Origin of the sequence: Gilliamella sp. wkB195 (genome assembly GCF_001690445.1) — a bacterium.
GTDB lineage: Bacteria > Pseudomonadota > Gammaproteobacteria > Enterobacterales > Orbaceae > Gilliamella > Gilliamella apicola_E.
Genome location: NZ_LZGP01000019.1, coordinates 33,797 through 58,018, shown reverse-complemented (window position 1 = coordinate 58,018; position 24,222 = coordinate 33,797). Strand labels below are relative to the sequence as shown.

Sequence of the window (24,222 nt, the reverse complement as noted above, 5' to 3'; positions counted from 1 at the left end):
TTACCGGGCTTTTTTGGTGATATATGCACATTATAATGTAATGTTGTTTTCTAACAATGTCATTAATAATGAACCATTAAATAACGCTTGTTGTATCAATGCAAATGCACCAATTGCTGAACGGTCATTAAGCGATGAACAATTGATAGTAAGATTTTTTCTCAACTCTTCTAAACTTTGTGCGTTTAACGCGCTGTTTACCGCATTTAACAACACTTCTGATGATTTAGTTAATTCACCCGCTAACACAATTCGTTGTGGATTAAAAATATTCACCATCATAGCAACAGCACGACCAAGATTTTCACCTGCATCTTTGACTAACTTAATTGCCAGCTCATCGCCTTGATTCGCATATTTACAAATAGTGGAAATATTACAGTTATCTAAACTTAATTTAGTTGGATAACCTTGCTCAATCATCTGTTTAGCTCGAAACTCGATTGCTTTATTAACTACACGATTTTCCAAACAGCCAAAATTTCCACAATGGCAACGCTCTCCTAACGCATCGATTTGGATGTGTCCAACTTCACAAGCACTTTGATTATGGTTTGTTAATAGTTGCTGATTAACAATTACACCGGACCCCACACCGCGATGTACACGAATCAAAATTGAGTCATCAACATCTTGAGTTGAGCCAAAATAACTTTCGGCTAGAGCTAAACTTTGAATATCATTGCCAATAAAAATCGAAATGTTAAATTTATTACGAAGAACGTCAGCTAGAGGCCAAGCTTTAACTTGAATATGAGGTGTATAACGAATAATCCCACGAACAGAGTCAATCAAACCTGGTAATACCACTGATATAGCAACAAGATGTTTTATTTTTTTGCTATTTTGCTCTATGAACTGTTCAATTAATGCAATTAAATATTCTTCAGCTGATTCTTGGGTAAACGAGGTTAATGGATAAACTTCAGATACTAAACAGTTAGCACCAAGATCATATAGCTCAATGGTAACATGGGAACGACTTAATTGAATGGCAATAGTCTGATAGTAACCAAATTTTGCTTGTATTGACACAGCCGGACGCCCACCAGTTGATTGCTGTGCATCAACTTCTTTGATTAAATTTTTTTTAATAAGTTGGCGAGTAATTTTGGTTATACTGGCTGGCGCTAATTGACTAATTTCGGCGAGTTGTATCCGTGAAACTGGGGCTTGCTGAACAATCAAACGGTAAATCATAGCGTAATTTAATTGTTTGATTAGCTCAGCATTGCCAACTAGGTGTAGATAATTAAAGGTCATATTTTATCTCAATATTTTCATTAACTATCTAACATTCTAGCGGGTCATTATTCCATTAACAACCGTTTTCACGTTTGAAAAATCACGATTAAAAATAACTAAGTTCGCAATTTTACTTTCACTAATTGTACCAAGTTGTTTATCAACACCAATTGCTTTTGCAGGATAAAGCGTTGCCATCCTTAGAGCTTCATCTAAAGCAATACCAACATATTCAACTGCATTTTTAACTGCTTCAATCATAGTTAATGCTGAACCACCTAAAGTGCCATTTTCATCAACACAACGGCCATCTTTATAATAGATAGTTTTATCAGCAAATACGCCAGAGGTTAAATTAGACCCTGCTAATAACATAGCATCGGTAATCAAAATTAAATGATCTTGTTTAATTTTATGACTATTACGAATATTAGCCCAACTTACGTGTTGACCATCAGCAATAATACCGACATAAACTTCGGGTTCATCATAAATTGCGCCAACAACACCAGGCTCTCGTCCAGTGATATAAGGCATTGCATTAAATAAATGCGTTCCTAAACGGATACCAGCATTAAAACCACGACGACAATCTTCATAATGACCGTTAGAATGACCGACAGAAACATGAATACCAGCATCAGCTAATTGCTTAATATAGTGAGATTCAACTTTTTCTGGGGCTAACGTAATGATTTTTATGACATCAGCATTTTCACAAAGGAAGTCGATCATTTTTTGTGAAGGTTGGCGGATGTAATTTACATTATGAATACCCTTCTTTTCTGGGTTAATGTAAGGGCCTTCAAGATGCAAACCTAATGCCTGATTTGGATGTTTAGCCAAATACTCACGCATAACGTTTACTGCTTTAATCATAAATTCATCAGTTGATGTGATTAAAGTTGGTAAATAGCTTGTACAACCATAAACTAGGTTAGTTTTTTGCATTTTTTCTAATGTCTCGACACTTAACGCATCGAGGGTCTCATTAAATTGTACACCACCACAACCATTGACTTGAATATCAATAAGACCCGGTGCAACAATGGCACTTTGTAAATCTTCAGTAGTGATATTAGCTGGTAGTTCTTCTTGTTTACAAACTTTGGCAATCTTATCGCCGTCAATAATAACGGCGTGATTTTCAAGAATTTCATAACCAGTATAAATACGACAATTTGTTAATGCGTACATTGAGTTATCCTTTATAAAACGGTCACTTTAAGGTTATCAGCTTCCATTTGTTTAAAATATTTTAGTGTTTTCACTTTAAGATCATCAGTACTTGGCTCATCACAAACAATAATTGATGCTGGATGCATTTGTAATGCGGTAACTGTCCATAAATGATTAACGCATCCTTCAACACCGGCTTGTAAAGCTAAACTTTTGTTGTGTCCACAAACTAATAAGATCACTTCCTGTGCATCCATTAATGTTGCAACACCGATCGTTAACGCATGTTTTGGAACTTGTTTGATATCATTATCAAAGAAGCGTGAGTTAGCGATAATTGTGTCTTCAGTCAAAGTTTTAATTCGAGTTCTTGAACAAAGTGAAGAACCTGGTTCGTTAAATGCAATATGTCCATCCTGACCAACACCACCAACGAAAATATTGATTTTACCGTAAGATTTAATCTTTTCTTCATATTCGCGGCATTCTTGATCGATATCTGGTGCATTACCATTTAATATATGGATGTTGTTTTTATCAATATCAATATGGTTGAAGAAATTTTCATACATAAAAGTGTGATAACTTTGAGGGTGATCTTCTGGAAGACCGACATACTCATCCATATTAAAGGTAACAACGTGTTTAAAACTGACTTTACCTGCTTGATATTGTTTGATGAGTTGTTGATACATAACTAGCGGAGAACTACCTGTAGGTAAACCTAATAAAAACGGACGTTCCGCTGTCGGTTTAAATTGATTAATTTTGTTAACAATGCGCTGTGCTACCCAAGCGCCGACTTCTTGCGCATTTACTAAAGGAATAAGTCTCATAAGATACAGCCTCTTCTGATATAATTAAATAAAATCTTTTTTTTTAACGTAAAATATGTTGAGCATATTCTACTATATTAAACTAATTAATCAAAAATAAATCGTGATATAAATCACAAAAAGCAAACATTTAATTTGCGAAGTAAAATAATATAATGTGAAATATAGTTGACTTACTTACATTTACTTAAAGATGTGAAATTTCATTATTTTTTAAGTAACCCAAAATAATAATATGAGGTAAAACTTATGGGAATTTTAGCTTATTTACAACGCATTGGGCGTTCATTAATGGTGCCGGTGGCAGTATTACCTGCAGCGGCAATATTGCTTGGTATAGGTTACTGGATTGATCCAAATGGCTGGGGACAAAATAGTATTATTGCTGCCTTTTTAATAAAATCTGGTGGTGCAATTATTGAAAACATGCCAATCCTATTTGCTATAGGTGTTGCTTATGGTATGTCTAAAGATAAAGATGGTGCAGCTGCATTATCTGGATTAGTCGGTTTTTTAGTTGTCACAACATTACTTTCACCAAGTTCTATTGCATTATTTAATGGTATTGATACTAGTGTTGATGGTTGGCAATCACAAATTTCCCCTGCATTTAAAAAAATTAATAATCAGTTTGTTGGTATTTTAGTTGGTATTATTGCAGCTGAATTATATAACCGATTCAGTTCTGTTGAATTACATAAAGCGTTAGCTTTTTTTAGTGGTAAACGGTTAGTTCCCATTATTGTTTCTATCGTTATGCTATTAGTTTCTGCTGTTTTATATTTTATATGGCCATCTATTTATGATGCATTAGTTGCTTTTGGTAAATACATTAAAGATTTAGGCTCTATTGGGGCGGGTATTTATGGCTTCTTTAACCGTTTGTTAATTCCGGTCGGCTTACACCACGCACTTAACTCGGTATTTTGGTTTGATGTGGCTGGCATCAATGATATACCAACTTTCCTTGGAGGACAAAAATCTATTGATGATGGATTAGCAACCATTGGTATTACCGGTCGCTATCAAGCAGGATTTTTCCCAATTATGATGTTTGGTTTACCGGGTGCAGCATTAGCCATGTATCATACAGCTAAAAAAGGCAATAAAGATAAAACCGCATCGATCATGTTAGCCGCTTCATTTGCAGCATTTTTCACTGGGGTTACTGAACCTTTAGAATTTGCTTTTATGTTTGTAGCACCTGTACTTTATGTGATCCATGCTATTTTAACTGGAATTTCACTATTTATCGCTGCAACCATGCAATGGATAGCTGGCTTTGGCTTTAGTGCAGGTTTAATCGATATGCTGTTATCCAGCCGCAATCCTTTGGCTGTACATTGGTATATGCTTATTCTTCAAGGTGTCGTATTTTTCTTTGTATATTATATTGTGTTCCGTTTTGTTATTGTTAAATTCAATCTTAAGACGCCGGGACGTGAAGACGATGTGACCGATACTTCAGCTGAAGAGAATGTACCAACTGTAGGTGATACTTCTAAGCTTGCTGAACAATATTTAGTTATCGTTGGTGGTAAAGAAAATCTAACTAATATTGATGCTTGTATCACACGTTTACGTTTGAATGTTCATGATTCAGATTTGGTTGATGAACAAGCAGCTAAAGCACTTGGTGCAATGGCAGTGATAAAACTAGGTAAAACTGGCGTTCAAATTGTTGTTGGTCAACAAGCTGAGAAGATTGCCGATAAAATGAAAAAATTAGTTTAATATCAATTTTATTAAATAAGTTTTATCAATATTCTCCTCGTGGTAGTAATGATAAAAGCCACGAGGATTTTTATTATCTTTGGCAAGCATAGATTTTGTTTATAGAATTATAAAAAAAGTTGAGGAGCGGGGTTTTTGAAGCTAATTAAAAGCGTAAAATAGTGTCTTGATCCGCAAGTAACTGATGAAACTGGGTAATTTCAATTTGTTGGTTAGGAATGTTGAGGGCAATCTGGCTTAAATTCCGCTCATCTAAAGCTGTTTTACAAACATAAACATCTTCAATGTCATAAAGTTCTAACATATTAAAGGTTGCTATGTAATCTCGCATTAAAATCTCTTCTGGATGTTGATTAGGTAACAGATGAAAAACACCATCGCCCATAAAAAAGACAGAAATATGATTGAATGTTGATAAGGCTAAAGCGGTATCCAATGCTTCTCGGCCTTTTGCATTGCCGTGTGGTGGAGTACTAATAATAATTGCTACGTTTTTCATCTAATCTACCTTTTTAAAATTGTAGGATTCGATCAGAACTTGCTACTGCCTCACTCAATTCACCAAGACCAGTTAGTTCAAAATGTTCAGCAAGGTTTTCTATACTAATTCCCCTTCTTTGTGCTGCTGCCACGCAAATCTTCAGCTTTAAAGCGTTTTGTTTTGCTAAGTTTTGCCATGCTTTGACGAGATCAAATTCATCATTAGCCGGATCAGTAAAATGATTAGCGTTATAGACACCGTCAGCATAAAAAAAGATGCTATTGATTGAGTGATTTGTATTTGAAGATAATGTTTGAGCAAATTGATAAGCACAATAAGCAGATTGGGTCCCATAAGCGGGACCCATAATAACCAGCGTATAACTTAATGGTTTCATCAAATTAGTTTGGTGCTTGTACTGGCTGAGCAGTTGGAATAGCTTCTTCGTTGTTATCTTTATCAATACCAAGCAATTCAACTTCAAAAACTAAAGTTGACGCAGGGGTAATATTGGCGTTGTTACCTTGGCTTGGCAAGCTTTTATCTTCATAAGCTAATTCTGGTGGAACAACTAATTTAATTTTACCGCCAACACCAATGAGTTGAATTCCTTCAGTCCAACCTTTGATTACACCGTTAAGTGGGAAGGTTGCTGGCTCATTTCGGTCATAAGAACTATCGAATTTACGACCATCAGTTAATGTACCAACATAGTGAACGATAACAGTATCATTGGCAGTTGGGTGAGCTCCAGTACCTTCTTGAATAACTTTATATAATAAACCTGATTTAGTTTTTATTACTCCAGGTTCTTTTGCAAATGCTTCACGGAATTTTTCACCAGCCGCGGTATTTTCAGTTTTTTGCTTTTCAAAACGCGCTTGGCTTTCTTCTTGGATACGTTTACCGAAAGCTTCTAGAATTGTGTTCACTTCTTCTTGATTAAGTTGTGAATTACCTTTCATGGTTTCATTAAATCCGCTGATTAGATATTCTTGGTCTGCTTTTACTTCATTTTGTTCTAAGTTTGATTTTAGGTAGTTAGCAAATGAAGAACCTAATGCATAAGACTCTTTTTGGGCTTCAGTGGTAATTTTTATTTTATTGTTTAGAGAATCAGCTTTATCATCGGTTTTAGCTGGTTCTGCTTTATTTTCTGCTGGCGCAGGTGCTGTTTCGGTAGCATTTGTCGTTGTAGTAGCAGGTGTTTTGTTTTCTTCGGTAGTTTTTTTATCATCACAACCTGCAAGTGCTAATACGATAGCACTACTTATCAATGTCATTTTAATAAATGATTTCATTTCACTCTCCAAGTTAAAAGATCTTTTAGCTAAATATTCACGGTATTATATATGATCTATTATAGGACAATATAGCTTTTACGTATCTTTTATCTAATTAATTTATATAGAATTAGGCTTATTTGTTATTAAAAACCGTAAAAACACTTCAGAAAATCACTACAGCCTGTAAGTGTTAATATGATAATACTGCTTATTAATGTCAATTTAATAAATGATTTCATTTCACTCTCCAAGTTAAAAGATCTTTTAGCTAAATATTCACGGTATTATATATGATCTATTATAGGATAATATAACTTTTACGTATCTTTTATCTAATTAATTTATATAAAATTAGGCTTATTTGTTATTAAAAACCGTAAAAACACTTCAGAAAATCACTACAGCCTGTAAGTGTTAATATGATAATACTGCTTATTAATGTCAATTTAATAAATGATTTCATTTCACTCTCCAAGTTAAAAGATCATTTAGTTAAATACCAATCGTATTATATGATCTACTATAATACAAAATATTTTTTAAGCATCTTTTATATAAAATTAGGTTTATTTGTTATTGAAAACTGTAAAAATACACTGAAAAATCACTCCTTGAGTGAAAGTGGTATCCTCAGTTATAATAGATCCAATTTATAGTAAATATTGTATAAGGATAGCTATTTTGACTACCGAACTTAATACCCTTGATATTGAAGAAATCATAAGTTTACTGCCTCATCGTTACCCATTTTTAATGGTTGATCGCGTACTTAGTTATGAAAAAGGCAAAACATTAAAAGCCATTAAAAATGTTACTTTTAATGAACCATTCTTCCAAGGTCACTTTCCAAATAAACCGATTTTCCCTGGTGTACTAATTTTAGAAGCGATGGCGCAAGCGACTGGAATTTTAGCTTTTAAAAGTATTGAAGAGTTATCGCCAGGACAGCTTTATTATTTTGCTTCAATCGATAAAGCGCGTTTTAAACGCCCTGTCGTGCCAGGTGATCAAATCGTACTTGATGTTGAATATATTAAAGAGCGTCGTGGTATTGCATTGTTCCATGGTGTTGCAACAGTTGATGGTAAACTGGTTTGTGAAGCCGAAATGATGTGTGCTCGTAAGTAATATTGATTTTGAAATATCCCAAATGTATTAAGGAATTGCTATGGCAACGGAAATACACCCAAGTTCAGTAATAGAAAAGGGGGCAAAGATTGGTGATAACGTCAAAATCGGGCCTTTTTGTTATATTGGTGAACATGTTGAAATTGGTGATGGCACTTTTTTAAAATCACATGTTGTCGTTAATGGCCACACCAAAATTGGTCAAAATAATCAAATCTATCAATTTGCTTCAATCGGTGAAGTTAACCAAGATCTAAAATATCGAGGAGAACCAACTCGTACTGAAATTGGTGATCGTAATATGATTCGTGAAAGTGTGACGATTCATCGCGGCACTGTTCAAGGGGGGGAGTTAACGCGTATTGGTAGTGATAATTTATTCATGATTAATGCACACGTTGCTCATGATTGTATTATTGGTAATAATTGTATTTTAGCGAATAATGCAACGCTTGGCGGTCATGTGCAGTTAGACAATCATGTTATTATTGGTGGTATGACAGCTGTACATCAATTTTGTGTTATCGGATCTCACGTAATGGTTGGTGGTTGTTCTGGTGTTGCCCAAGATGTTCCTCCTTATGTTATTGCACAAGGCAATCATGCAACACCACATGGCGTTAACTATGAAGGATTGAAACGTAGAGGTTTTAGTAAAGAAGCACTACAAGCCATTCGTAATACTTACAAAATTCTTTATCGAAATGGGTTAACCCTTGACGATGCCAAAGTTGAAATTGAATCGTTAGCTAAACAGTACCCTGAAGTTCAACTGTTTACTGACTTTTTTGCTCGTTCGACTCGTGGCATTATTCGTTAATGACTGATAAAGCTTTAACTGTAGCACTTGTCGCTGGTGAAACATCTGGTGACATTTTAGGTGCAGGTTTAATTCGTTCTCTCAAAAAACACCATCCAAATATTCAATTTGTTGGAATTGCTGGACCACAAATGCAAGCTGAAGGCTGTAAAGCTTGGTATGAAATGGAAGAGCTGTCTGTGATGGGCATTGTCGAGGTATTAGGTCGATTACGTCGTATTTTAGCTATTCGTCGAGATATCACTAAACGTCTTATTGAACTAAAACCTGATATATTTATTGGTATTGATGCGCCTGATTTTAATCTATCATTAGAAGGTAAACTCAAACAAGCTGGTATTAAAACTATTCATTATGTGAGCCCATCAGTCTGGGCTTGGAAACAAAAGCGCGTGTTTAAGATTAAACGAAATACTAATCTTATCTTAGCTTTTCTTCCTTTTGAAAAAGCCTTTTACGATAAATTTGATGTTCCTTGTCGTTTTATTGGTCATAAAATGGCTGATGACATTCCTTTAGAACCAGATCAAACCGCAATGCGTCAACAATTAGGTATCCCGCTTGATTGCCAATGCTTAGCACTTTTACCTGGCAGCCGTCATGCTGAAGTGACGTTATTATCTGAGCCTTTTTTAAAGGCGGCTCAATTGCTACGTGACAAATTTCCTGATTTACATATTGTGGTTCCTTTAGCAAATGAGAAAAGGAGACAAGAGTTTGAGCGAATTAAAACTGAAATCGCACCACAACTTAATGTGCAGTTATTAGATGGTCATGCTCGTGAAGCAATGATTGCCAGTAATGCGGCAATTTTAGCGTCTGGAACGGTTGCTCTTGAATGTATGTTAGCTAAATGCCCAATGGTTGTCGGTTACAAAATGAAAGCTTTTACGTTTTGGTTGGCTAAAAAGTTAATCAAAACGCCTTATGTGTCGTTACCAAATATCTTAGCAGGTAAAGAAATAGTGCCTGAGTTGCTACAACATGATTGTACACCAGAAAATATCGCTAATCATGTTTTTCCTTTTTTAGAAAGTGATAATACCGAATTAAAAGCGACATTTTTAGCTTTGCATAAACAAATTCGTTGTAATGCAGATGAACAAGCAGCACAAGCTGTACTTGATGTATTAGAGGATTCACATTGTTGTTAGAATTTACCTACCCTGATGCCACATTAATTGCCGGAGTTGACGAAGTTGGACGAGGTCCTCTGTGTGGTGATGTTGTTACTGCTGCTGTGATTTTAGATCCAAATAAACCGATAGAGGGATTAACCGATTCTAAAAAGCTGACAGAAAAAAAACGTGAAGCTTTATTTGATATTATCAAGCAAAATGCATTAGCGTGGAGTGTTGCTAGAGCATCAGTCGATGAGATTGATAAGCTTAATATTCTTCATGCCACTATGCTGGCTATGCAACGGGCGGTGTCTGGTTTAAAAATCAAACCCAATTATGTTTTAGTGGATGGCAATCGTTGCCCTGAATTTGGTATTCAAACACAAGCTGTCGTTAAAGGCGATTTACTTGTTGCTGAAATTAGTGCTGCGTCGATTCTTGCGAAAGTGACTCGTGATCGTGAAATGGTTGAATTAGATAAATTGTATCCGCACTATGGATTGGCAAAGCATAAAGGATATCCCACCAAAGATCACCTAATGGCTATAGAATCACACGGTATCAACCATTTGTATCGTAAGAGTTTTGCTCCAATTAAGAGATTGTTACTTATCTAATTCGACCAATGTTGATCTACTGTTATTAATAATGGTGAATTGAATATAGCGACTGGTGAAATAACGGTTTCTTGATAAGGGATCTTATCTCCATAGCGTTCAGTTAGTTTTTGTTTAACTGCTGGTGCTGACAGATTAAAATCTTTAATCCTTTGTAATTGTCCAATTTTTAAGTTAAGTGCTTTATTATAAATTTTCCAAACTAGTTCTGAGCAATAAATATACTTATCATCCCAGCCAAACCAAATATCGTAAGGCTTATTTTCAAATGAATGAGCAACTCGTTTTAAATTAGCAATTTCTTTTTGTGATAAAGTGTGATCTTTTAGGCGTTTAATTATATATTTTCTATTTTTTCCTCGAGTTACCCATTTATCAAACGGTGTATAGACCACTTTAGATGCTGCTTCAAAGACATAAGGTTTTCCATTTTTAATAAAAATTATTCCCATGTGACTATAAGGTGACTTGGTTGCTAGCTCAATCGCCTTGCTTTGGTTTGATTGAGAAGATTGGAAAATAATATCGCCATCTAGGTAATCTGCTGTGGCCGTCGTGTAGGTAGTGAAAAGTAATATAATAATCAAAATAGAACGCATGATTTTCTACTTAAAAAATAAATCAAGGTAATATTATAAAATTATTAGCTAAAATAGCTACTTAAATAAATTTTAAGTAGCTTTTAGTCGTGTTTTAGTCATTAATCCCGATTACTGAAAATAGATGTCGATTTTGTTTTGTACATAACTTTACTGGCACGAGCAAAACGAATCGTTTTGAAAATACCTAACAAGCTAGCTTGATGCATTCGATACAACAATCGATGAATAATTAGCGCAAACCATCCCTTTACACCCATTTCACTTTTTCCTGCTATTTTAACCACACCTTGCGCGGTATCATGTAAAGAAATGATTGTGCCATTATCGGTATACTTAAACGATTTTAATGGCTTATTATCTAATATGTTGATAATGTTTTCGTAACAAATTTTTGCCATTTGATGTGCAGCTTGAGCAGTAGGTGGTGAGGCATGGCCATTGTCTTGCATTGCGTAAGCGCAATCGCCGATAACAAAAATATTGTCATCACGAGAAGTTTGCAATGTTGGTTTTACCACCAATTGATTTGAACGACTTGACTCTAATCCAGCAATTTCCTTTAAATAATCAGGAGCTTTAACACCCGCAGTCCAGATCATAATGTCGGCTTTAATAGTATCGCCTTCTTTTGGATAAAATCCATCGCTTTCAGCCTTAGTAATCATGGTCTTGGTTAATACATGGATACCTTGTTTTTCAAGTGTTTTAGTAATACTTGCCGCAGTCTTTTCTGGTAGGGCTGGTAAAATACGATCTGTTGCTTCAATAACCGACACATCTAAAAGATCGGAACACATCTTATTACGACCACAGGCACCAAATGCTTCCACCATGTGTGGTAGTTCAGAAGCTAACTCAACGCCAGTTGCACCACCGCCTACGATAGCAATTCGAATTTTATCTTCGTCGGTGCTTTGATCATTATCGATAATTGAACAGAAACTGGTGAATTTATTTATTAAGGTTTCTCGCAAGCGAATCGCTGCATTTTGATCGTCTAAAAAGATACAATGTTCTTTAACACCAGGTGTACCAAAATCGTTAGAAGTACTACCAATGGCAATAACTAAAATGTCGTAATCAATAGCGACTGATTCATCTTGATGATTGATAATAGTGATTTGTTTTTGGTCCCGATTAAGGTCAGTAAAGGTACCCTGGGTAAATTCGAAATTATGTTGTTGTCCTTGAGATGCATAATAAATATTATCAACTTGCTCATCAAGTACACCCGTTGCTACTTCATGTAATAATGGTTTCCATAAATGATAACTGTTTTTATCAATTAGGGTAATTTGAGCTTTGTCCGTTTTGCCTAACTTATCACCTAGGTCAGTAGCGAGCTCTAAACCGCCGGCACCACCACCAATAATAATTATTTTTTGCATATTTCAAGCCTTATTATTTTAATTGTAAAATATCATACTAAATAAGTAGGTTTTTATCTATTTCTTTTGACTGATAACATTTATAAATGAAATCTATTAAAATGGAGGTTTACAATTATTGAAATTTATTTAAGGGTGAAATAGAATATCATTCAATATAGTTGTAAATAATCCCGTTTAGCCTTATTTGGGCATAGAAATATAGCTTAGATTGTTTAAATAAAGCGTTATATCGTATGATATAGTAATCATTTTTGAAGTATGTTAATTCTTGATTGCATACAATTATCCTAGTTCTTTAGGCCTTATCTTACAATTGTCACTCAAAACAAATTTATGAATAAAAAAATTTTTATTGTTATTGCATTGATTGTTATTTTAATTTCAATGACGATCTTAATACGTGCTCATAGCAGCCAGCTTATTTTGCAAGGCGAAGTTGATGCACCTAATGTCAGCATATCCTCTAAAGCCAAGGGGCGAGTGCAAGTAATTCATGTCAATCGTGGCGATGATGTTAAACAAAATGATGTCTTAATTACGCTTGACAGTCCTGAGCTTTTAGCTCAAGTTAAAGCTGCCGAAGCTGGGCGAGATCAAGCAAAAGCGCAAGTTGAACTTTCTCAAAACGGTACTCGTGAAGAAAGTATTCGCTATTATGAAGCGTTATTGGAACAAGCAAAAGTTTCTTATGATAATGCTTCGAAAGAGTACAATCGTAATAAAGCCATTTCGGCAAAAGGTTTTGTTTCTCAATCAATATTAGATAATGCCCTTAAAACGCGTGATGCAGCTCATCAGCAGGTTTTGTCAGCCCAAGCCAACTTAGATCAAGCGAAAAACGGTGATCGTATTGAACAGCGTGAGATCTATAATGCTAAATTGCAAGAGGCTGAAGAGCAACTTAAACAATTACAGATTCAATATGATGATCTGCAAGTCAAGGCGCCTGTAGATGGTGAGGTTGGTTCAATTCCTGCCGAAGTAGGCGAGCTGTTTAATGCAAATAGCCCACTATTAACAGTTATTCGATTACCACAAGCTTATTTTGTGTTTAATATTCGTGAGAATATTATGCCTAATATTCACAAGGGTGACCATGTTAAGTTGGAAGTACCAGCCCTTGGTAATAAAGAAGTTGAAGCGGAAGTTCGTTTTATTTCACCAATGGGCGATTATGCAACTAAACGTGCTACTCGAGCAACGGGTGATTTCGATTTGAAAACCTTTGAAATTAGACTTTATCCAACTAAACCTGTTGAAGGCTTACGCGCAGGTATGAGTACATTATGGAAAATAGACAACTAATTTCAGATTTCTGGCATCGCTTTAAAGAAGCATTTAATGATGAAATTCCAGTTATATTTAAGCGTTTTACTTTCCATTGGTTAATGTGGATTTTACCGCTGATTATTTTTGTGATCATCAGCAGTATATTTTATCGAGGTGTATTATTTGATCTTCCAGTAGGTTATGTTGATCAAGATAAAAGTACCTTATCTCGTGAAATTATTCGGGATCTTAACGCTGGCGCGCACGCAAATCTAATTAATTATGATAATCAGTTAAAAATGGCTGAACGTGATTTAGAAAAAGCTAAAATTTACGCCATTCTCTATATACCGCCTAATTTTGAAGCCGATGTGTTAGCTGGTCGTCAACCAACGCCGATGCTTTATTATAATGCTTTATATTATAGTGCTGGCTTATACTCTATTATGGACTATTCCGGCCTAATTGCTTCATTAAATACACAATATCGGACGACCATGGCAACCAGTATAGGTTTGCCCGTACCTAAGCTTTCTCAAGTTAATTTCAATTATGATGGGTTATTTAATGCTAGTGGTAACTCAATGTACTTCCAGCAATTTTCCGCGGTAGTTCATTTGTTACAATTATTTGTAGTGACCACAACAATTCATATTTTATCGCGATTACCTAAACGGACTCGGCCTAATTATCCATTTGTATTAGGTAAACTAGCTCCTTATACCATCTGGTATACCATGTTATTGATGTTTGAAATAGCTATGCTGGTTTTATTTTCTGATGCGCGCGTATCTGGTTCGCCATTTGCTATGATGCTGGTGGTATTCTTTTATGTTATTGCTGCGCAAAGTATTGGTATTTTGCTTTATACATTTACTAAAACAGTATTAGATGCATATACCTATATTGGGGTATTGGTGGGGCTTGCATTGACCTATTCAGGAGTAGTGGTGCCTGAATTGTCGATGCCTTGGATAGCAAGATTTATTTCGTCACTTGAGCCTTTAACCTATGCACTGAATAAATTATTCGATCTCTTTTTACGACATTCCAGTTATCTATCTGTATTAAAAACATGTGGGATTTTAATGATCTATCCAATAATTATTACAGTGTTAGTTAGAAAACGTTTAGTCAAACGTTTACATTCACAGTAAGAGGCAATATTTGGATGCTTAAGCTATTTTTATCTTCAGCTATAAAAATGTTTTTTTATATGCTAATGCGGCCAATGTGGTTATTGCTATTAGTTTCTGTTTCATTAATGAGCTTAGTTTATATTAATGGCACCATCACCAATTTGCCGGTTGCAATTGTTGATCAGGATCATAGCGCTACAAGTCGAAGTTTGATTCGATCTTTAAATACCAGTTCTAAAATCGATGTGCTTACTTATGAAAATTCATTAGAAGCTTATGATGATATTAACAGTCGTAAATTATTTGCGGTATTTACCATCCCAAGAAATTTCGAAAAACGTCTTTTAAACGGTGAAGAGGTGACAATTCCTGCTTATGGTGATGCTTCTAGCCGTCTAGCTAATGGTCTAATACAAGTTGATATTAGAGGAATATATCAACAAATATTAACCGAATATAATACGCGGGTAATGCGCAATGCTGGTTTTTCTGATCCGCAGATTAATATCATCTTATCGCCAATAAAAGGGCAAACGATGCCGCTTTATAATGCCGGGATTAGTTTTGCGGCGATAACTTTTCCTGGATTACTCGTTATGTTGTTGCAACACTCCTTTTTGATTGCCTCAACGCGTACCAATATCACCTTGCACTCCTTGCCCCAAGGTAAACCACCAAAGATTGTTATATTCGGAAGTTTATGCGGTCTTATACCAATATGGCTCTTTTTGTCTTTAGTCCTCTTTGGATTATGGCCTTGGGTTCTTGGCTATAGGCAATTAGCAAGCATACCCGAAATTATTATTATGACATTTCCGCTATTATTAGCGGTGTTGGGGTTGAGTAAATTACTCACTGAATGTTTACATCGAACCGAGATGATTTACCTAACCTTAGCCTTTTTGACTACCCCCGTATTTTACCTATCCGGTACTATATGGCCTCTTGATGCTATGCCGTTATGGGTACAAACGGTATCGCGAATGTTACCATCTACATGGGCAACAAATATGATTGCTGGTGTAAATCAGATGGGGTTAGGTTTGTCAGATAATGTATTTAATATATTTATGATTCTATTTCTCGGAGTCATATATGGTTCGCTAGGCTTTTTTATTGCAGCACTACGCGAAGGAAAAATGAGAAGATATTTCAAAAAAATAAAAAAATTTGTGCGTTCAAATACTAAAAAAGTTAATAATAAACCTTCAATTAGTTAATGCTAAAACGTGAATATACAATCAATAGCTGTTATGATGAATGCTTAAATTTTTCAAATAAATAACGTATGTCCAATAAATATTATCCATGGATTATTAGTTTACGCCCTAAAACGTTAGTATTATCGCTTTCGGCTATTTTGATGGGAAATTCGCTAGCATATTGGCAACGGTCTTTTGACCCATTGATTATGCTACTATCAATCATTACCGCATCGTTATTACAAATTTTATCCAATTTGGCTAATGATTACGGTGATGCAATTAAAGGCAGTGACCAACAAAATTTAACAGGGCATAAACGGGGATTACAATTAGGTTTAATCACGCTTAATCAACTAAAAATAGCGCTTTGGATTACCGTTTTATTATGTATTACTTCAGGGCTTGCATTACTTATTTTAGCCTGCAACAACTATCGACAACTTCTGATTTTTGTCTTGTTAGGATTATGCTCAATCATTGCAGCAATTACCTATACGATGGGGAAAAAACCTTATGGTTATATTGGATTAGGTGATTTCTCTGTCCTTATCTTTTTTGGGCTGGTTGGGGTAATTGGCAGTGATTACTTACAGACTAAAGTGTTATCGACACGACTCATCTTACCTGCAATTGCTAGTGGATTATTAGCGGTTGCAGTACTTAATATTAATAATCTACGCGATTATGAAAGCGATAAACAACATCATAAACGAACATTGATTGTGCTAATTGGTAAAACTTACGGTTGCTGTTATCACTTACTTTTATTAATTATATCATTGTGTCTATTTAGTTTATTTGCTTACAAAAATCTACATACTTTTTGGAGTGGACTATTTTTATTAACATTGCCACTATATATAAAACATATCAGTGCGGTATTTAAATTTAAGACGGTTAATGACGCTGCACCGTTACTAATACAAATGGTCAAACTTGCTTTATTAACTAATTTACTTTATTGTTTGGGTATTATTTTGAGCTAGCTCACGTTTATTCTAAATTTATATCGTTTTACTTAATGTTAGCGTTATACTAGAATCGAATGAATATTACAGTTAAAGGAGACTCTACCATGGAGTTTGAAACATCAATTCTTTGTGATTACTACCCAGAAGATGTTAATGTCGTAGAACCGATATTTAGTAATTTTGGTGGTGTAGCTTCGTTTTCAGGCCTGGTCGTCACAGTGAAATGTTTTGAGGATAACGGTATATTGTACGAAGTATTACAATCCAATGGGGCAGGTAAAGTATTGGTTATTGATGGTGGTGGCTCTGTGCGCCGAGCATTGATAGATGCGGAATTAATCGATATTGCACTGCAAAACCAATGGGAAGGTATCATCGTTTATGGTGCTGTGCGCCAAGTTGATTATATTGCTGATGCTGAAATTGGTGTTCAAGCACTCGCAGCAATTCCTGTTGGCTCAGATGATCAAGGCGTTGGTGAAATTGATATTCGTGTTAATTTTGGTGGTGTGACTTTCTTCTCTGGTGACTTTATTTATGCTGATAATACCGGCATTATCTTATCTGAAATCGCTCTTGAAGTAGACGATAAATAAATCACTTATTATTTTCATAAACCGCTGTGGTTTTACAGCGGTTTTTTATGCTCAAAAACCCCGCTCCTCAACTTTTTTTGCGATACAATTTTCTATTTTGTTCGATTACGAATATAACCACCAGTAACGGTGATAATTAATCCTGCTATCTCCATATCTAATAATTTAATAGTGAGTTCAGGAATGGGTAAATTAACCAGGGCTGCAATTGTATCAACTGGAATTGGGTGATGACGAATAACGGCAAAAATTTCAGGATATAAAACAGTATTACTCTCTTTATTCTCAACACTATTTTGTCTATTTATTGTTGATAAAAAGCCACTATAGTGTTCTAAAATATCAGTTGGGTGAGTGACTAGATAAGCCCCTTGCTTGATTAAATAATGGGTTCCATGACTATTTTGATTATCGATATCACCCGGTAATGCAAATACATCGCGATTTTGTTCAAGCGCATAACGAGCAGTGATTAGTGATCCACTTTTTTCAGATGCTTCAACCACAAAGGTTCCTAAACTTAATCCACTAATAATACGATTGCGACGTGGAAAGTATTCGGATCTTGCTTTTTCAAATGGATAAAATTCTGAAATGATGGCGCCATTTTGTGCCAAAATATCATTTGCCAATCGTAGGTTTGAGCGTGGTGAGATTTGAGCTAATCCACTACCTAAAACAGCTATAGTATTTCCTGATACCTCAAGAGCCCCTCTATGGCAAATAGCGTCTAAACCCAATGCTAATCCGCTAGTGACTGTTAAACCATTAATTGCTAATTCGCCAGCGAAATATCTTCCCCATTGTGCACCATATTCACTAAATTCACGGCTACCAACCATGGCAATTTGTGGTGAATGTAATAATTGCCTATTACCCATAACAAATAACAATAATGGTGGTGAACTAATTTGCTTAAGTAACATTGGATAATCGGAATCACAATAAGCGATCAAATGTTTGGTTGGGTAAGGTGTTGCCAACCAATCGAGTATTGGCTCAAAATGAAGATAAGATGTTTCAAAAAAACGATCTTGAAGAGTTTTGGATAAACCTATTTTTTCCAATAATAGCGATACATCTCTTATTTTATTAGGTAGACCAGCACTAAAATAGTGAGCAATTTGCTCGAAATATCCCTTTCTTTTCTGACCAAGCATTGAAATTCGTAACAAAAACTCATATTTACTCATTACAGTCCTTTTTCCTCTACATTGTTGCTTTGTGCCATATCTAGAAGGATTGATTAGATATATTCTAGTAATAGTCAACTAAATCTATTCATAGGCATAATAAATGTTTACAATGTAGGCGAATTTGAAAAAATACAAAATTGAGGAGTAGATCGAAGAATTTATGGCTATTTTACCGGTATTACGTTTCCCAGACGAACGACTTCGCAAAATTGCAAAGCCTGTCTCTAATTTTACACCAGAGCTACAAAACATTATCGATAACATGACTGAAACCATGTATGCCGAAAATGGTATTGGACTTGCAGCTACACAAGTAGATGTACATGAGCAGATTATTGTGATTGATGTGTCGGAAGATAGAAGCCAACTTTATGTGATTATCAATCCTGAGGTGATAAGCCAAGAAGGTGAAACTGGCATTGAAGAGGGATGTTTGTCGATACCTGACTGCCGTGGATTTGTTCCAAGATCAGAAAAAATCAAAATCAAGGCATTAGATCGTAATGGTAAACCTTATGAAATTGATGCTGATGAACTATTGGCAATTTGTATCCAGCATGAAATGGATCACTTAAAAGGTAAACTCTTTGTCGATTATCTCTCGCCATTAAAGCGTCAACGTATTGAGCAAAAGATGAAAAAGCTAGCTCGTGAAGAGCAAAAGAATCGATAAATTAAACCGCCATTAATTTGGCGGTTTTTTATTTAAGCTTTCATTATTTAGCTACAATCACCATAGCAGGTCGGATAAGTCGACCATTGAGTGTATAGCCTTTTTGGATAGTATTGACGATCTGTCCTGATTGATGTTCTGGTGATTCAACCATACTAATCGCTTGATGTAGATCTGGGTTTAATTGTGAATCAGCCGTATTTATCACTTCAATACCAAATTTTTTGACCGTATCTAAAAACGATTTTAATGTTAACTCTAATCCTTCTACAGTTGCTTTGTGTTCTGGATTATTTTTATCTGTAGATTCTAATGCGCGTTCAAGATTATCAATTACAGGTAAAAGCTCATTTGAGAATTTCTCAAGAGCATATTTACGTGCTTTGTCCACATCTTGTTCAACACGTTTGCGCACGTTATCAATTTCAGCTCGAGCACGTATCATTGCTTCACTTTCATTTTTTTTAGCAATTTCTAATGCTTGTTCAAGTTCAGCAATACGTGTATCTTTGGCTTTTAACTGCTCTTCAACACTTGGTTGAGATGGCGTTTGTTCTTCAGTAGTTTGCTCAGCTGGGACTTCAATGTTTGTTTCATTTTCTGACATATTATTCTCTTGTTCAGTCATACGGTACTCCAAATTTAGTCGAAAACTTAATGAATAACAGTTATTATGGGGGCAATTTTTATTATTACAAGTTTAACGATAAGATGATATCGTGTTTTTTAATCGGTAACTAAAAAATCTTTATATTTAAGTTAAAAAAACAAGGATATTTTATGGGTATACCATTTAAATGTGTTGGTTTGGTTGGGATTCCACGTAAATTAGAGGCGATTGAAACTCATCAGGTTCTATATGACTGGCTAATTAACTTAGGTATTCAAGTTTTAGTTGAAGATCGGTTAGCGCAGTATATAAAATTTCCTAGTAGTGTATACGCAACTTTAGATACGATTGGTGAGCAAGCCGACTTAGCCATTGTTGTCGGTGGTGATGGTAATATGCTACGTTCGGCACGTCAATTGTCGCACTATAAAATTAAAGTGATTGGAGTAAATCGAGGTAATTTAGGCTTTTTAACCGATATTTCCCATGATCATGTTATTGAGCAATTAACTCCTGTTATCAAAGGGGACTACGATGATGATCCTCGGTTTTTATTGGAAGTGTCTATCTACAGTGATGGTCGGTTAATTAATTCTGGTTTTGCTGTAAATGAAATTGTAGTTACACCTAATACTGTTGCACATATGATTGATTATGATGTGTATATCAATGAGCGCAATGCATTTTCACAACGAGCTGATGGTTTAATTATTGCAACGCCCACAGGATCAACTGCTTACTCGTTATCAGCTGGTGGGCCAATCCTTGCGCCTCATTTAGATGCGTTAATTATCACACCAATGTTTCCACACTCTTTAGCGGTCAGACCATTAGTAATTAAGAGTGATAATCCTATCCATCTTAAATTTCCAACAACAGCTTTGGATCTTAATGTTGCTTGCGATAGCCAAATTATCTTGCCTGTTAAACCAACACAAGAGGTAATTATTCGTCGCTCAGATTATGAATTTAATTTAATTCATTCTAAGGATTATGATTATTTTAATAATCTTTCAAGCAAACTAGGTTGGTCACAAAAGATGTTTTGAATTTAATCATTATGTTAAGAAAATTATCATTTAAAGGGAAACTATCTTTAAATGATAAATGTTAATACATAAACAGATAAAGAAGAGAATATGGCGGCGATAACATCGTCGACCATAATACCAAAACCGCCCGGCACACGCTTATCAAACCAACGAATAGGCCAAGGTTTGGCCATATCAAACAATCTAAATGCGACAAAAGCAATCGTCACCCATAGTATTGAAAATTGAGGAATGAAATACAGCGTTATCCACATACCGACAAATTCATCCCAAACAATATGACCCGAATCATGAGTATGGGTATCATCCGACGTTTTTTGGCAAATATAACAACCAAACACAAACGTCACTAAAATAAAAAACCAATATAAAGTAGGTTGTAAACCCAAAAATAAAAGCCACAGTGGTATCGCCATTAATGATCCCATAGTACCTGGCATAATGGGTGATAGCCCACTACCCAATCCGACCGCTAAAAAATGAATTGGATTAGTGAGTTTTAGGTATTTTTTAAAATCTTTATTGCGTGCTTGTTTCGTCATTCTGATGATAATCGGTTGATAAAATTATGCCGACTTGAGGTCGGCAAAAAATTTGCTTAGCTAACTTTAGCCAGCACTAATAATATTTAGCTATATTATTAGTCTTTAGCTAAGGTTGCAACCATTACTGCTTTGATCGTGTGCAGGCGATTTTCGGCTTCATCAAAAACGATGCTATGTTTAGATTCAAAGACTTCATTTGTCACTTCTAAACCATCTTTCAAACCATACTGGGCAGCCATTTGTTGACCTACTGTGGTATTCATATCATGGAAAGCTGGTAAGCAATGCATAAATTTAACATTTGGATTCTCGGTTAATTTGACTACATTTTGATTGACTTGGTATGGGGTTAATAATTTCACTCGCTCATCCCACACTTCTTTCGGTTCGCCCATGGAAACCCATACATCGGTATAAAGAAAATCAACACCTTTCACACCTTCAGCGACATCTTCAGTTAAAACGATTTTAGCGCCTGTTGTTTTAGCTATCTCTTGGCACTTTTGGACAAGCTCTGATTCAGGTTGGCACGCTTTAGGCGCCACTAGTCGGATCTCCATACCCATTAAGGCAGCGCCTTCCATTAATGAATTGCCCATGTTATTACGAGCATCGCCTAAATAAGCGAATTTAACGCTATTAAGTGGGCGCTCACCGATATGTTCTTTCATGGTCATAAAATCTGCTAAAATTTGCGTTGGATGCGCTTCAGTCGTTAAACCATTCCAAACCGGCACACCGGCATATTTTGCCAAAGTTTCAACAATATCTTGCCCATAACCTCGATACTCAATACCGTCATACATGCGTCCGAGCACTCGAGCTGTATCAGCAATCGACTCTTTATGCCCAATTTGGCTACCACTTGGCCCTAGATAGGTGACTTGAGCGCCTTGATCATATGCACCGACTTCAAAAGCACAACGAGTACGGGTTGAATCTTTTTCAAAAATTAAGGCAATATTTTTGCCAACCAAATGTTGTTTTTCGTTACCTTGTTTTTTTGCTTTTTTTAATTCAATAGCAAGTTGAATCAGCTGGTTAATTTCTGTTGGGGTAAAGTCGAGTAAACGTAAAAAATGACGTTGATAAAAACCGTACATATCAAGCTCCTAATAGCGGTAAGTATTGTTACGATTCTATTTGAATAATTATGCAATTTCAAGTTAAACGTTTTAAATTTATAAAATGTCCTTTTTAGTTATTGAATTGTCTAAAAAATTAGATTTTATTATTTAATTATTTTTTATAATAACGCTTTTTTTGTTTAAAAAATTGTAATAAAATGACCAATTAATGAGTTACTGAAAAAGCATTTATGTGAATTATTATTCATAAATAGTGTTTATTTAATCAAAGGGTCTCTTAGCCATGCAAACTTATGCCCTCCTTATATTACAAGACGGTTCACAATTTATCGGTAAATCAATCGGTGCTGATGGAGAAACTGTTGGTGAGGTTGTTTTTAATACCTCAATGACTGGTTATCAAGAAATACTCACCGACCCTTCATATTGCGAGCAATTAGTCACGTTAACTTACCCCCATATAGGTAATGTCGGCACTAACAATGCCGATGCTGAATCTAATCAAGTTTATGCAAAAGGGCTGATTATTCGTGATTTACCACTATTAGCCAGCAATTATCGCAATGAGCTCGATCTTTCGAGTTATTTAAAACAGCATAATGTTATTGCCATTGCCGATATCGATACTCGCCGTTTAACTCGAATCTTGCGTGAAAAAGGGGCTCAGCATGGTGTGATTATCACGGCAAACGATAGAGAAACTTTACTTGAAAAAGCTGATACCGCTAAACAAATGGCGATCGATTTTAAAGGATTATCCGGACTGGATTTAGCCCAAAAAGTCACCTGTACAAAAAGCTATTTGTGGACACAAGGTGTATGGACAAGAGAGCAAGAACACCTAGTAGCAAAAAACGCCTTGCCTTATCATGTTGTGGCTTATGATTTTGGCGTAAAACGTAATATCTTACGGATGTTAGTTGAACGGGGTTGTAAATTGACCATTGTTCCGGGCAAAACCTCTGCGCAGGAGGTATTAGCATTAAATCCTGACGGTATATTCCTATCAAATGGTCCAGGTGATCCGGCACCTTGTACTTATGCCATTGATGCCATTAAACAGTTTTTAGCTACTGACATACCGATATTTGGTATCTGTTTAGGGCATCAACTGTTAGCGTTGGCTTGTGGTGCAAAAACCATAAAAATGAAATTTGGGCATCATGGTGGTAATCATCCGGTTAAGGATCTTGAAAATAATCGAGTCATGATTACCGCCCAAAATCATGGTTTTGCCGTTGATGAAATGAGTTTACCGACTCACTTACGTGTGACGCATAAATCACTGTTCGACGGCTCACTACAAGGTATTCATCATAACCATAAACCCGCTTTTAGCTTTCAAGGTCATCCCGAAGCGAGTCCCGGGCCTCACGATGCCGCCCCACTATTTGATCACTTTATCGAATTAATTAAAATTTATAAGCAGGAGCAATAA

25 protein-coding genes are annotated in these 24,222 nt (G+C 35.5%); 13 read left to right on the top strand and 12 right to left on the bottom strand.

Going from position 1 to position 24,222, the window contains the following annotated elements:
* Positions 1-30 precede the first annotated feature (30 nt).
* The 3 genes from A9G08_RS05515 to nagB are packed head-to-tail and all read right to left on the bottom strand — an operon-like array spanning position 31 to position 3,260.
* Positions 31-1,263, bottom strand: coding sequence for an ROK family protein (locus A9G08_RS05515; protein WP_065562736.1), 1,233 nt, complete (start codon positions 1,261-1,263; stop codon positions 31-33).
* 36 nt (positions 1,264-1,299) lie between these two features.
* Positions 1,300-2,442, bottom strand: coding sequence for an N-acetylglucosamine-6-phosphate deacetylase (gene nagA, locus A9G08_RS05510; RefSeq protein ID WP_065562735.1), 1,143 nt, complete (start codon positions 2,440-2,442; stop codon positions 1,300-1,302).
* Positions 2,443-2,453: 11 nt separating this feature from the next.
* The gene (nagB, locus tag A9G08_RS05505) at positions 2,454-3,260 is read right to left on the bottom strand and encodes a glucosamine-6-phosphate deaminase (RefSeq protein ID WP_065562734.1); all 807 of its coding nucleotides are present in this window, start codon (positions 3,258-3,260) and stop codon (positions 2,454-2,456) included.
* A 249-nt stretch (positions 3,261-3,509) separates the two neighbouring features.
* Between nagB and nagE the strand changes: the two genes are divergently transcribed.
* Positions 3,510-4,994, top strand: a complete 1,485-nt coding sequence (nagE, locus tag A9G08_RS05500; protein WP_065562733.1) for an N-acetylglucosamine-specific PTS transporter subunit IIBC — start codon at positions 3,510-3,512, stop codon at positions 4,992-4,994.
* Positions 4,995-5,139: 145 nt separating this feature from the next.
* On the opposite strand, the gene tusC is transcribed toward nagE, so the two are convergent.
* Genes tusC through fkpA form a run of 3 tightly spaced genes read right to left on the bottom strand, consistent with a single transcriptional unit; the run spans position 5,140 to position 6,776 of the window.
* Complete coding sequence (gene tusC, locus A9G08_RS05495) at positions 5,140-5,493, bottom strand: sulfurtransferase complex subunit TusC (RefSeq protein WP_065562732.1); 354 nt, start codon at positions 5,491-5,493, stop codon at positions 5,140-5,142.
* A 13-nt stretch (positions 5,494-5,506) separates the two neighbouring features.
* A complete protein-coding gene (gene tusD / locus A9G08_RS05490) occupies positions 5,507-5,872 on the bottom strand; it encodes a sulfurtransferase complex subunit TusD (RefSeq protein ID WP_065562731.1) in 366 nt (121 codons plus the stop codon).
* A 4-nt stretch (positions 5,873-5,876) separates the two neighbouring features.
* Complete coding sequence (gene fkpA, locus A9G08_RS05485) at positions 5,877-6,776, bottom strand: FKBP-type peptidyl-prolyl cis-trans isomerase (protein WP_065562730.1); 900 nt, start codon at positions 6,774-6,776, stop codon at positions 5,877-5,879.
* A gap of 666 nt (positions 6,777-7,442) precedes the next feature.
* On the opposite strand from fkpA, the gene fabZ reads away from it, so the two are divergent.
* From fabZ to rnhB, 4 genes are read left to right on the top strand one after another with little or no spacing between them, the layout of a single operon-like run.
* Entirely contained in the window at positions 7,443-7,889 is a 447-nt protein-coding gene (gene fabZ / locus A9G08_RS05480; protein WP_034882348.1) for a 3-hydroxyacyl-ACP dehydratase FabZ, read from the top strand.
* Positions 7,890-7,929: 40 nt separating this feature from the next.
* Entirely contained in the window at positions 7,930-8,709 is a 780-nt protein-coding gene (gene lpxA / locus A9G08_RS05475) for an acyl-ACP--UDP-N-acetylglucosamine O-acyltransferase (RefSeq protein WP_065562729.1), read from the top strand.
* A complete protein-coding gene (gene lpxB / locus A9G08_RS05470; protein ID WP_065562728.1) occupies positions 8,709-9,863 on the top strand; it encodes a lipid-A-disaccharide synthase in 1,155 nt (384 codons plus the stop codon). Before lpxA ends, lpxB begins: the two co-directional genes overlap by 1 nt.
* Positions 9,854-10,447 (top strand): ribonuclease HII, encoded by a 594-nt coding sequence (gene rnhB, locus A9G08_RS05465; protein ID WP_176701522.1) that lies wholly within the window; start codon positions 9,854-9,856, stop codon positions 10,445-10,447. The genes lpxB and rnhB overlap by 10 nt, the downstream gene beginning before the upstream one ends.
* Here the strand turns inward: rnhB and A9G08_RS05460 are convergent.
* A complete protein-coding gene (locus A9G08_RS05460) occupies positions 10,444-11,046 on the bottom strand; it encodes a YiiX family permuted papain-like enzyme (protein WP_065562726.1) in 603 nt (200 codons plus the stop codon). The genes rnhB and A9G08_RS05460 overlap by 4 nt on opposite strands.
* A gap of 101 nt (positions 11,047-11,147) precedes the next feature.
* Positions 11,148-12,437 (bottom strand): NAD(P)/FAD-dependent oxidoreductase, encoded by a 1,290-nt coding sequence (locus tag A9G08_RS05455; protein ID WP_065562725.1) that lies wholly within the window; start codon positions 12,435-12,437, stop codon positions 11,148-11,150.
* 336 nt (positions 12,438-12,773) lie between these two features.
* Here A9G08_RS05455 and A9G08_RS05450 point away from each other — a divergent pair, with 336 nt between their 5' ends.
* From A9G08_RS05450 to rraA, 5 genes are all read left to right on the top strand, one after another.
* On the top strand, positions 12,774-13,745 hold the full coding sequence (locus A9G08_RS05450) for an HlyD family secretion protein (protein WP_065562724.1): 972 nt from the start codon (positions 12,774-12,776) through the stop codon (positions 13,743-13,745).
* Positions 13,727-14,866, top strand: coding sequence for an ABC transporter permease (locus A9G08_RS05445; protein ID WP_065562723.1), 1,140 nt, complete (start codon positions 13,727-13,729; stop codon positions 14,864-14,866). The genes A9G08_RS05450 and A9G08_RS05445 overlap by 19 nt, the downstream gene beginning before the upstream one ends.
* A 14-nt stretch (positions 14,867-14,880) precedes the next feature.
* Positions 14,881-16,068 carry an ABC transporter permease gene (locus A9G08_RS05440; protein ID WP_065562722.1) on the top strand — a complete coding sequence of 396 codons (1,188 nt, stop codon included), beginning with the start codon at positions 14,881-14,883 and terminating at the stop codon, positions 16,066-16,068.
* 68 nt (positions 16,069-16,136) lie between these two features.
* Positions 16,137-17,039 carry a 1,4-dihydroxy-2-naphthoate polyprenyltransferase gene (locus A9G08_RS05435; protein ID WP_065562721.1) on the top strand — a complete coding sequence of 301 codons (903 nt, stop codon included), beginning with the start codon at positions 16,137-16,139 and terminating at the stop codon, positions 17,037-17,039.
* Between the two features lie 89 nt (positions 17,040-17,128).
* Positions 17,129-17,620: a ribonuclease E activity regulator RraA gene (gene rraA / locus A9G08_RS05430; protein WP_065562720.1), complete on the top strand. Its 492-nt coding sequence runs from the start codon at positions 17,129-17,131 to the stop codon at positions 17,618-17,620.
* Between the two features lie 92 nt (positions 17,621-17,712).
* On the opposite strand, the gene dprA is transcribed toward rraA, so the two are convergent.
* A complete protein-coding gene (gene dprA, locus A9G08_RS05425) occupies positions 17,713-18,813 on the bottom strand; it encodes a DNA-processing protein DprA (protein ID WP_081299498.1) in 1,101 nt (366 codons plus the stop codon).
* 163 nt (positions 18,814-18,976) lie between these two features.
* Here dprA and def point away from each other — a divergent pair, with 163 nt between their 5' ends.
* The gene (gene def, locus A9G08_RS05420) at positions 18,977-19,489 is read left to right on the top strand and encodes a peptide deformylase (RefSeq protein ID WP_065562719.1); all 513 of its coding nucleotides are present in this window, start codon (positions 18,977-18,979) and stop codon (positions 19,487-19,489) included.
* A 43-nt stretch (positions 19,490-19,532) separates the two neighbouring features.
* Here the strand turns inward: def and grpE are convergent, their stop codons facing one another.
* Positions 19,533-20,117 (bottom strand): nucleotide exchange factor GrpE, encoded by a 585-nt coding sequence (grpE, locus tag A9G08_RS05415; protein WP_065562718.1) that lies wholly within the window; start codon positions 20,115-20,117, stop codon positions 19,533-19,535.
* A 152-nt stretch (positions 20,118-20,269) separates the two neighbouring features.
* On the opposite strand from grpE, the gene nadK reads away from it, so the two are divergent.
* Positions 20,270-21,148, top strand: a complete 879-nt coding sequence (gene nadK, locus A9G08_RS05410) for an NAD(+) kinase (RefSeq protein ID WP_065562717.1) — start codon at positions 20,270-20,272, stop codon at positions 21,146-21,148.
* 47 nt (positions 21,149-21,195) lie between these two features.
* Here the strand turns inward: nadK and A9G08_RS05405 are convergent, their stop codons facing one another.
* Both A9G08_RS05405 and argF read right to left on the bottom strand, forming a co-directional pair.
* Positions 21,196-21,693, bottom strand: a complete 498-nt coding sequence (locus tag A9G08_RS05405; RefSeq protein WP_065562716.1) for a phosphatidylglycerophosphatase A family protein — start codon at positions 21,691-21,693, stop codon at positions 21,196-21,198.
* Between the two features lie 98 nt (positions 21,694-21,791).
* Positions 21,792-22,799, bottom strand: coding sequence for an ornithine carbamoyltransferase (gene argF, locus A9G08_RS05400; protein WP_065562715.1), 1,008 nt, complete (start codon positions 22,797-22,799; stop codon positions 21,792-21,794).
* Positions 22,800-23,067: 268 nt separating this feature from the next.
* On the opposite strand from argF, the gene carA reads away from it, so the two are divergent.
* The gene (gene carA / locus A9G08_RS05395; protein WP_065562714.1) at positions 23,068-24,222 is read left to right on the top strand and encodes a glutamine-hydrolyzing carbamoyl-phosphate synthase small subunit; all 1,155 of its coding nucleotides are present in this window, start codon (positions 23,068-23,070) and stop codon (positions 24,220-24,222) included.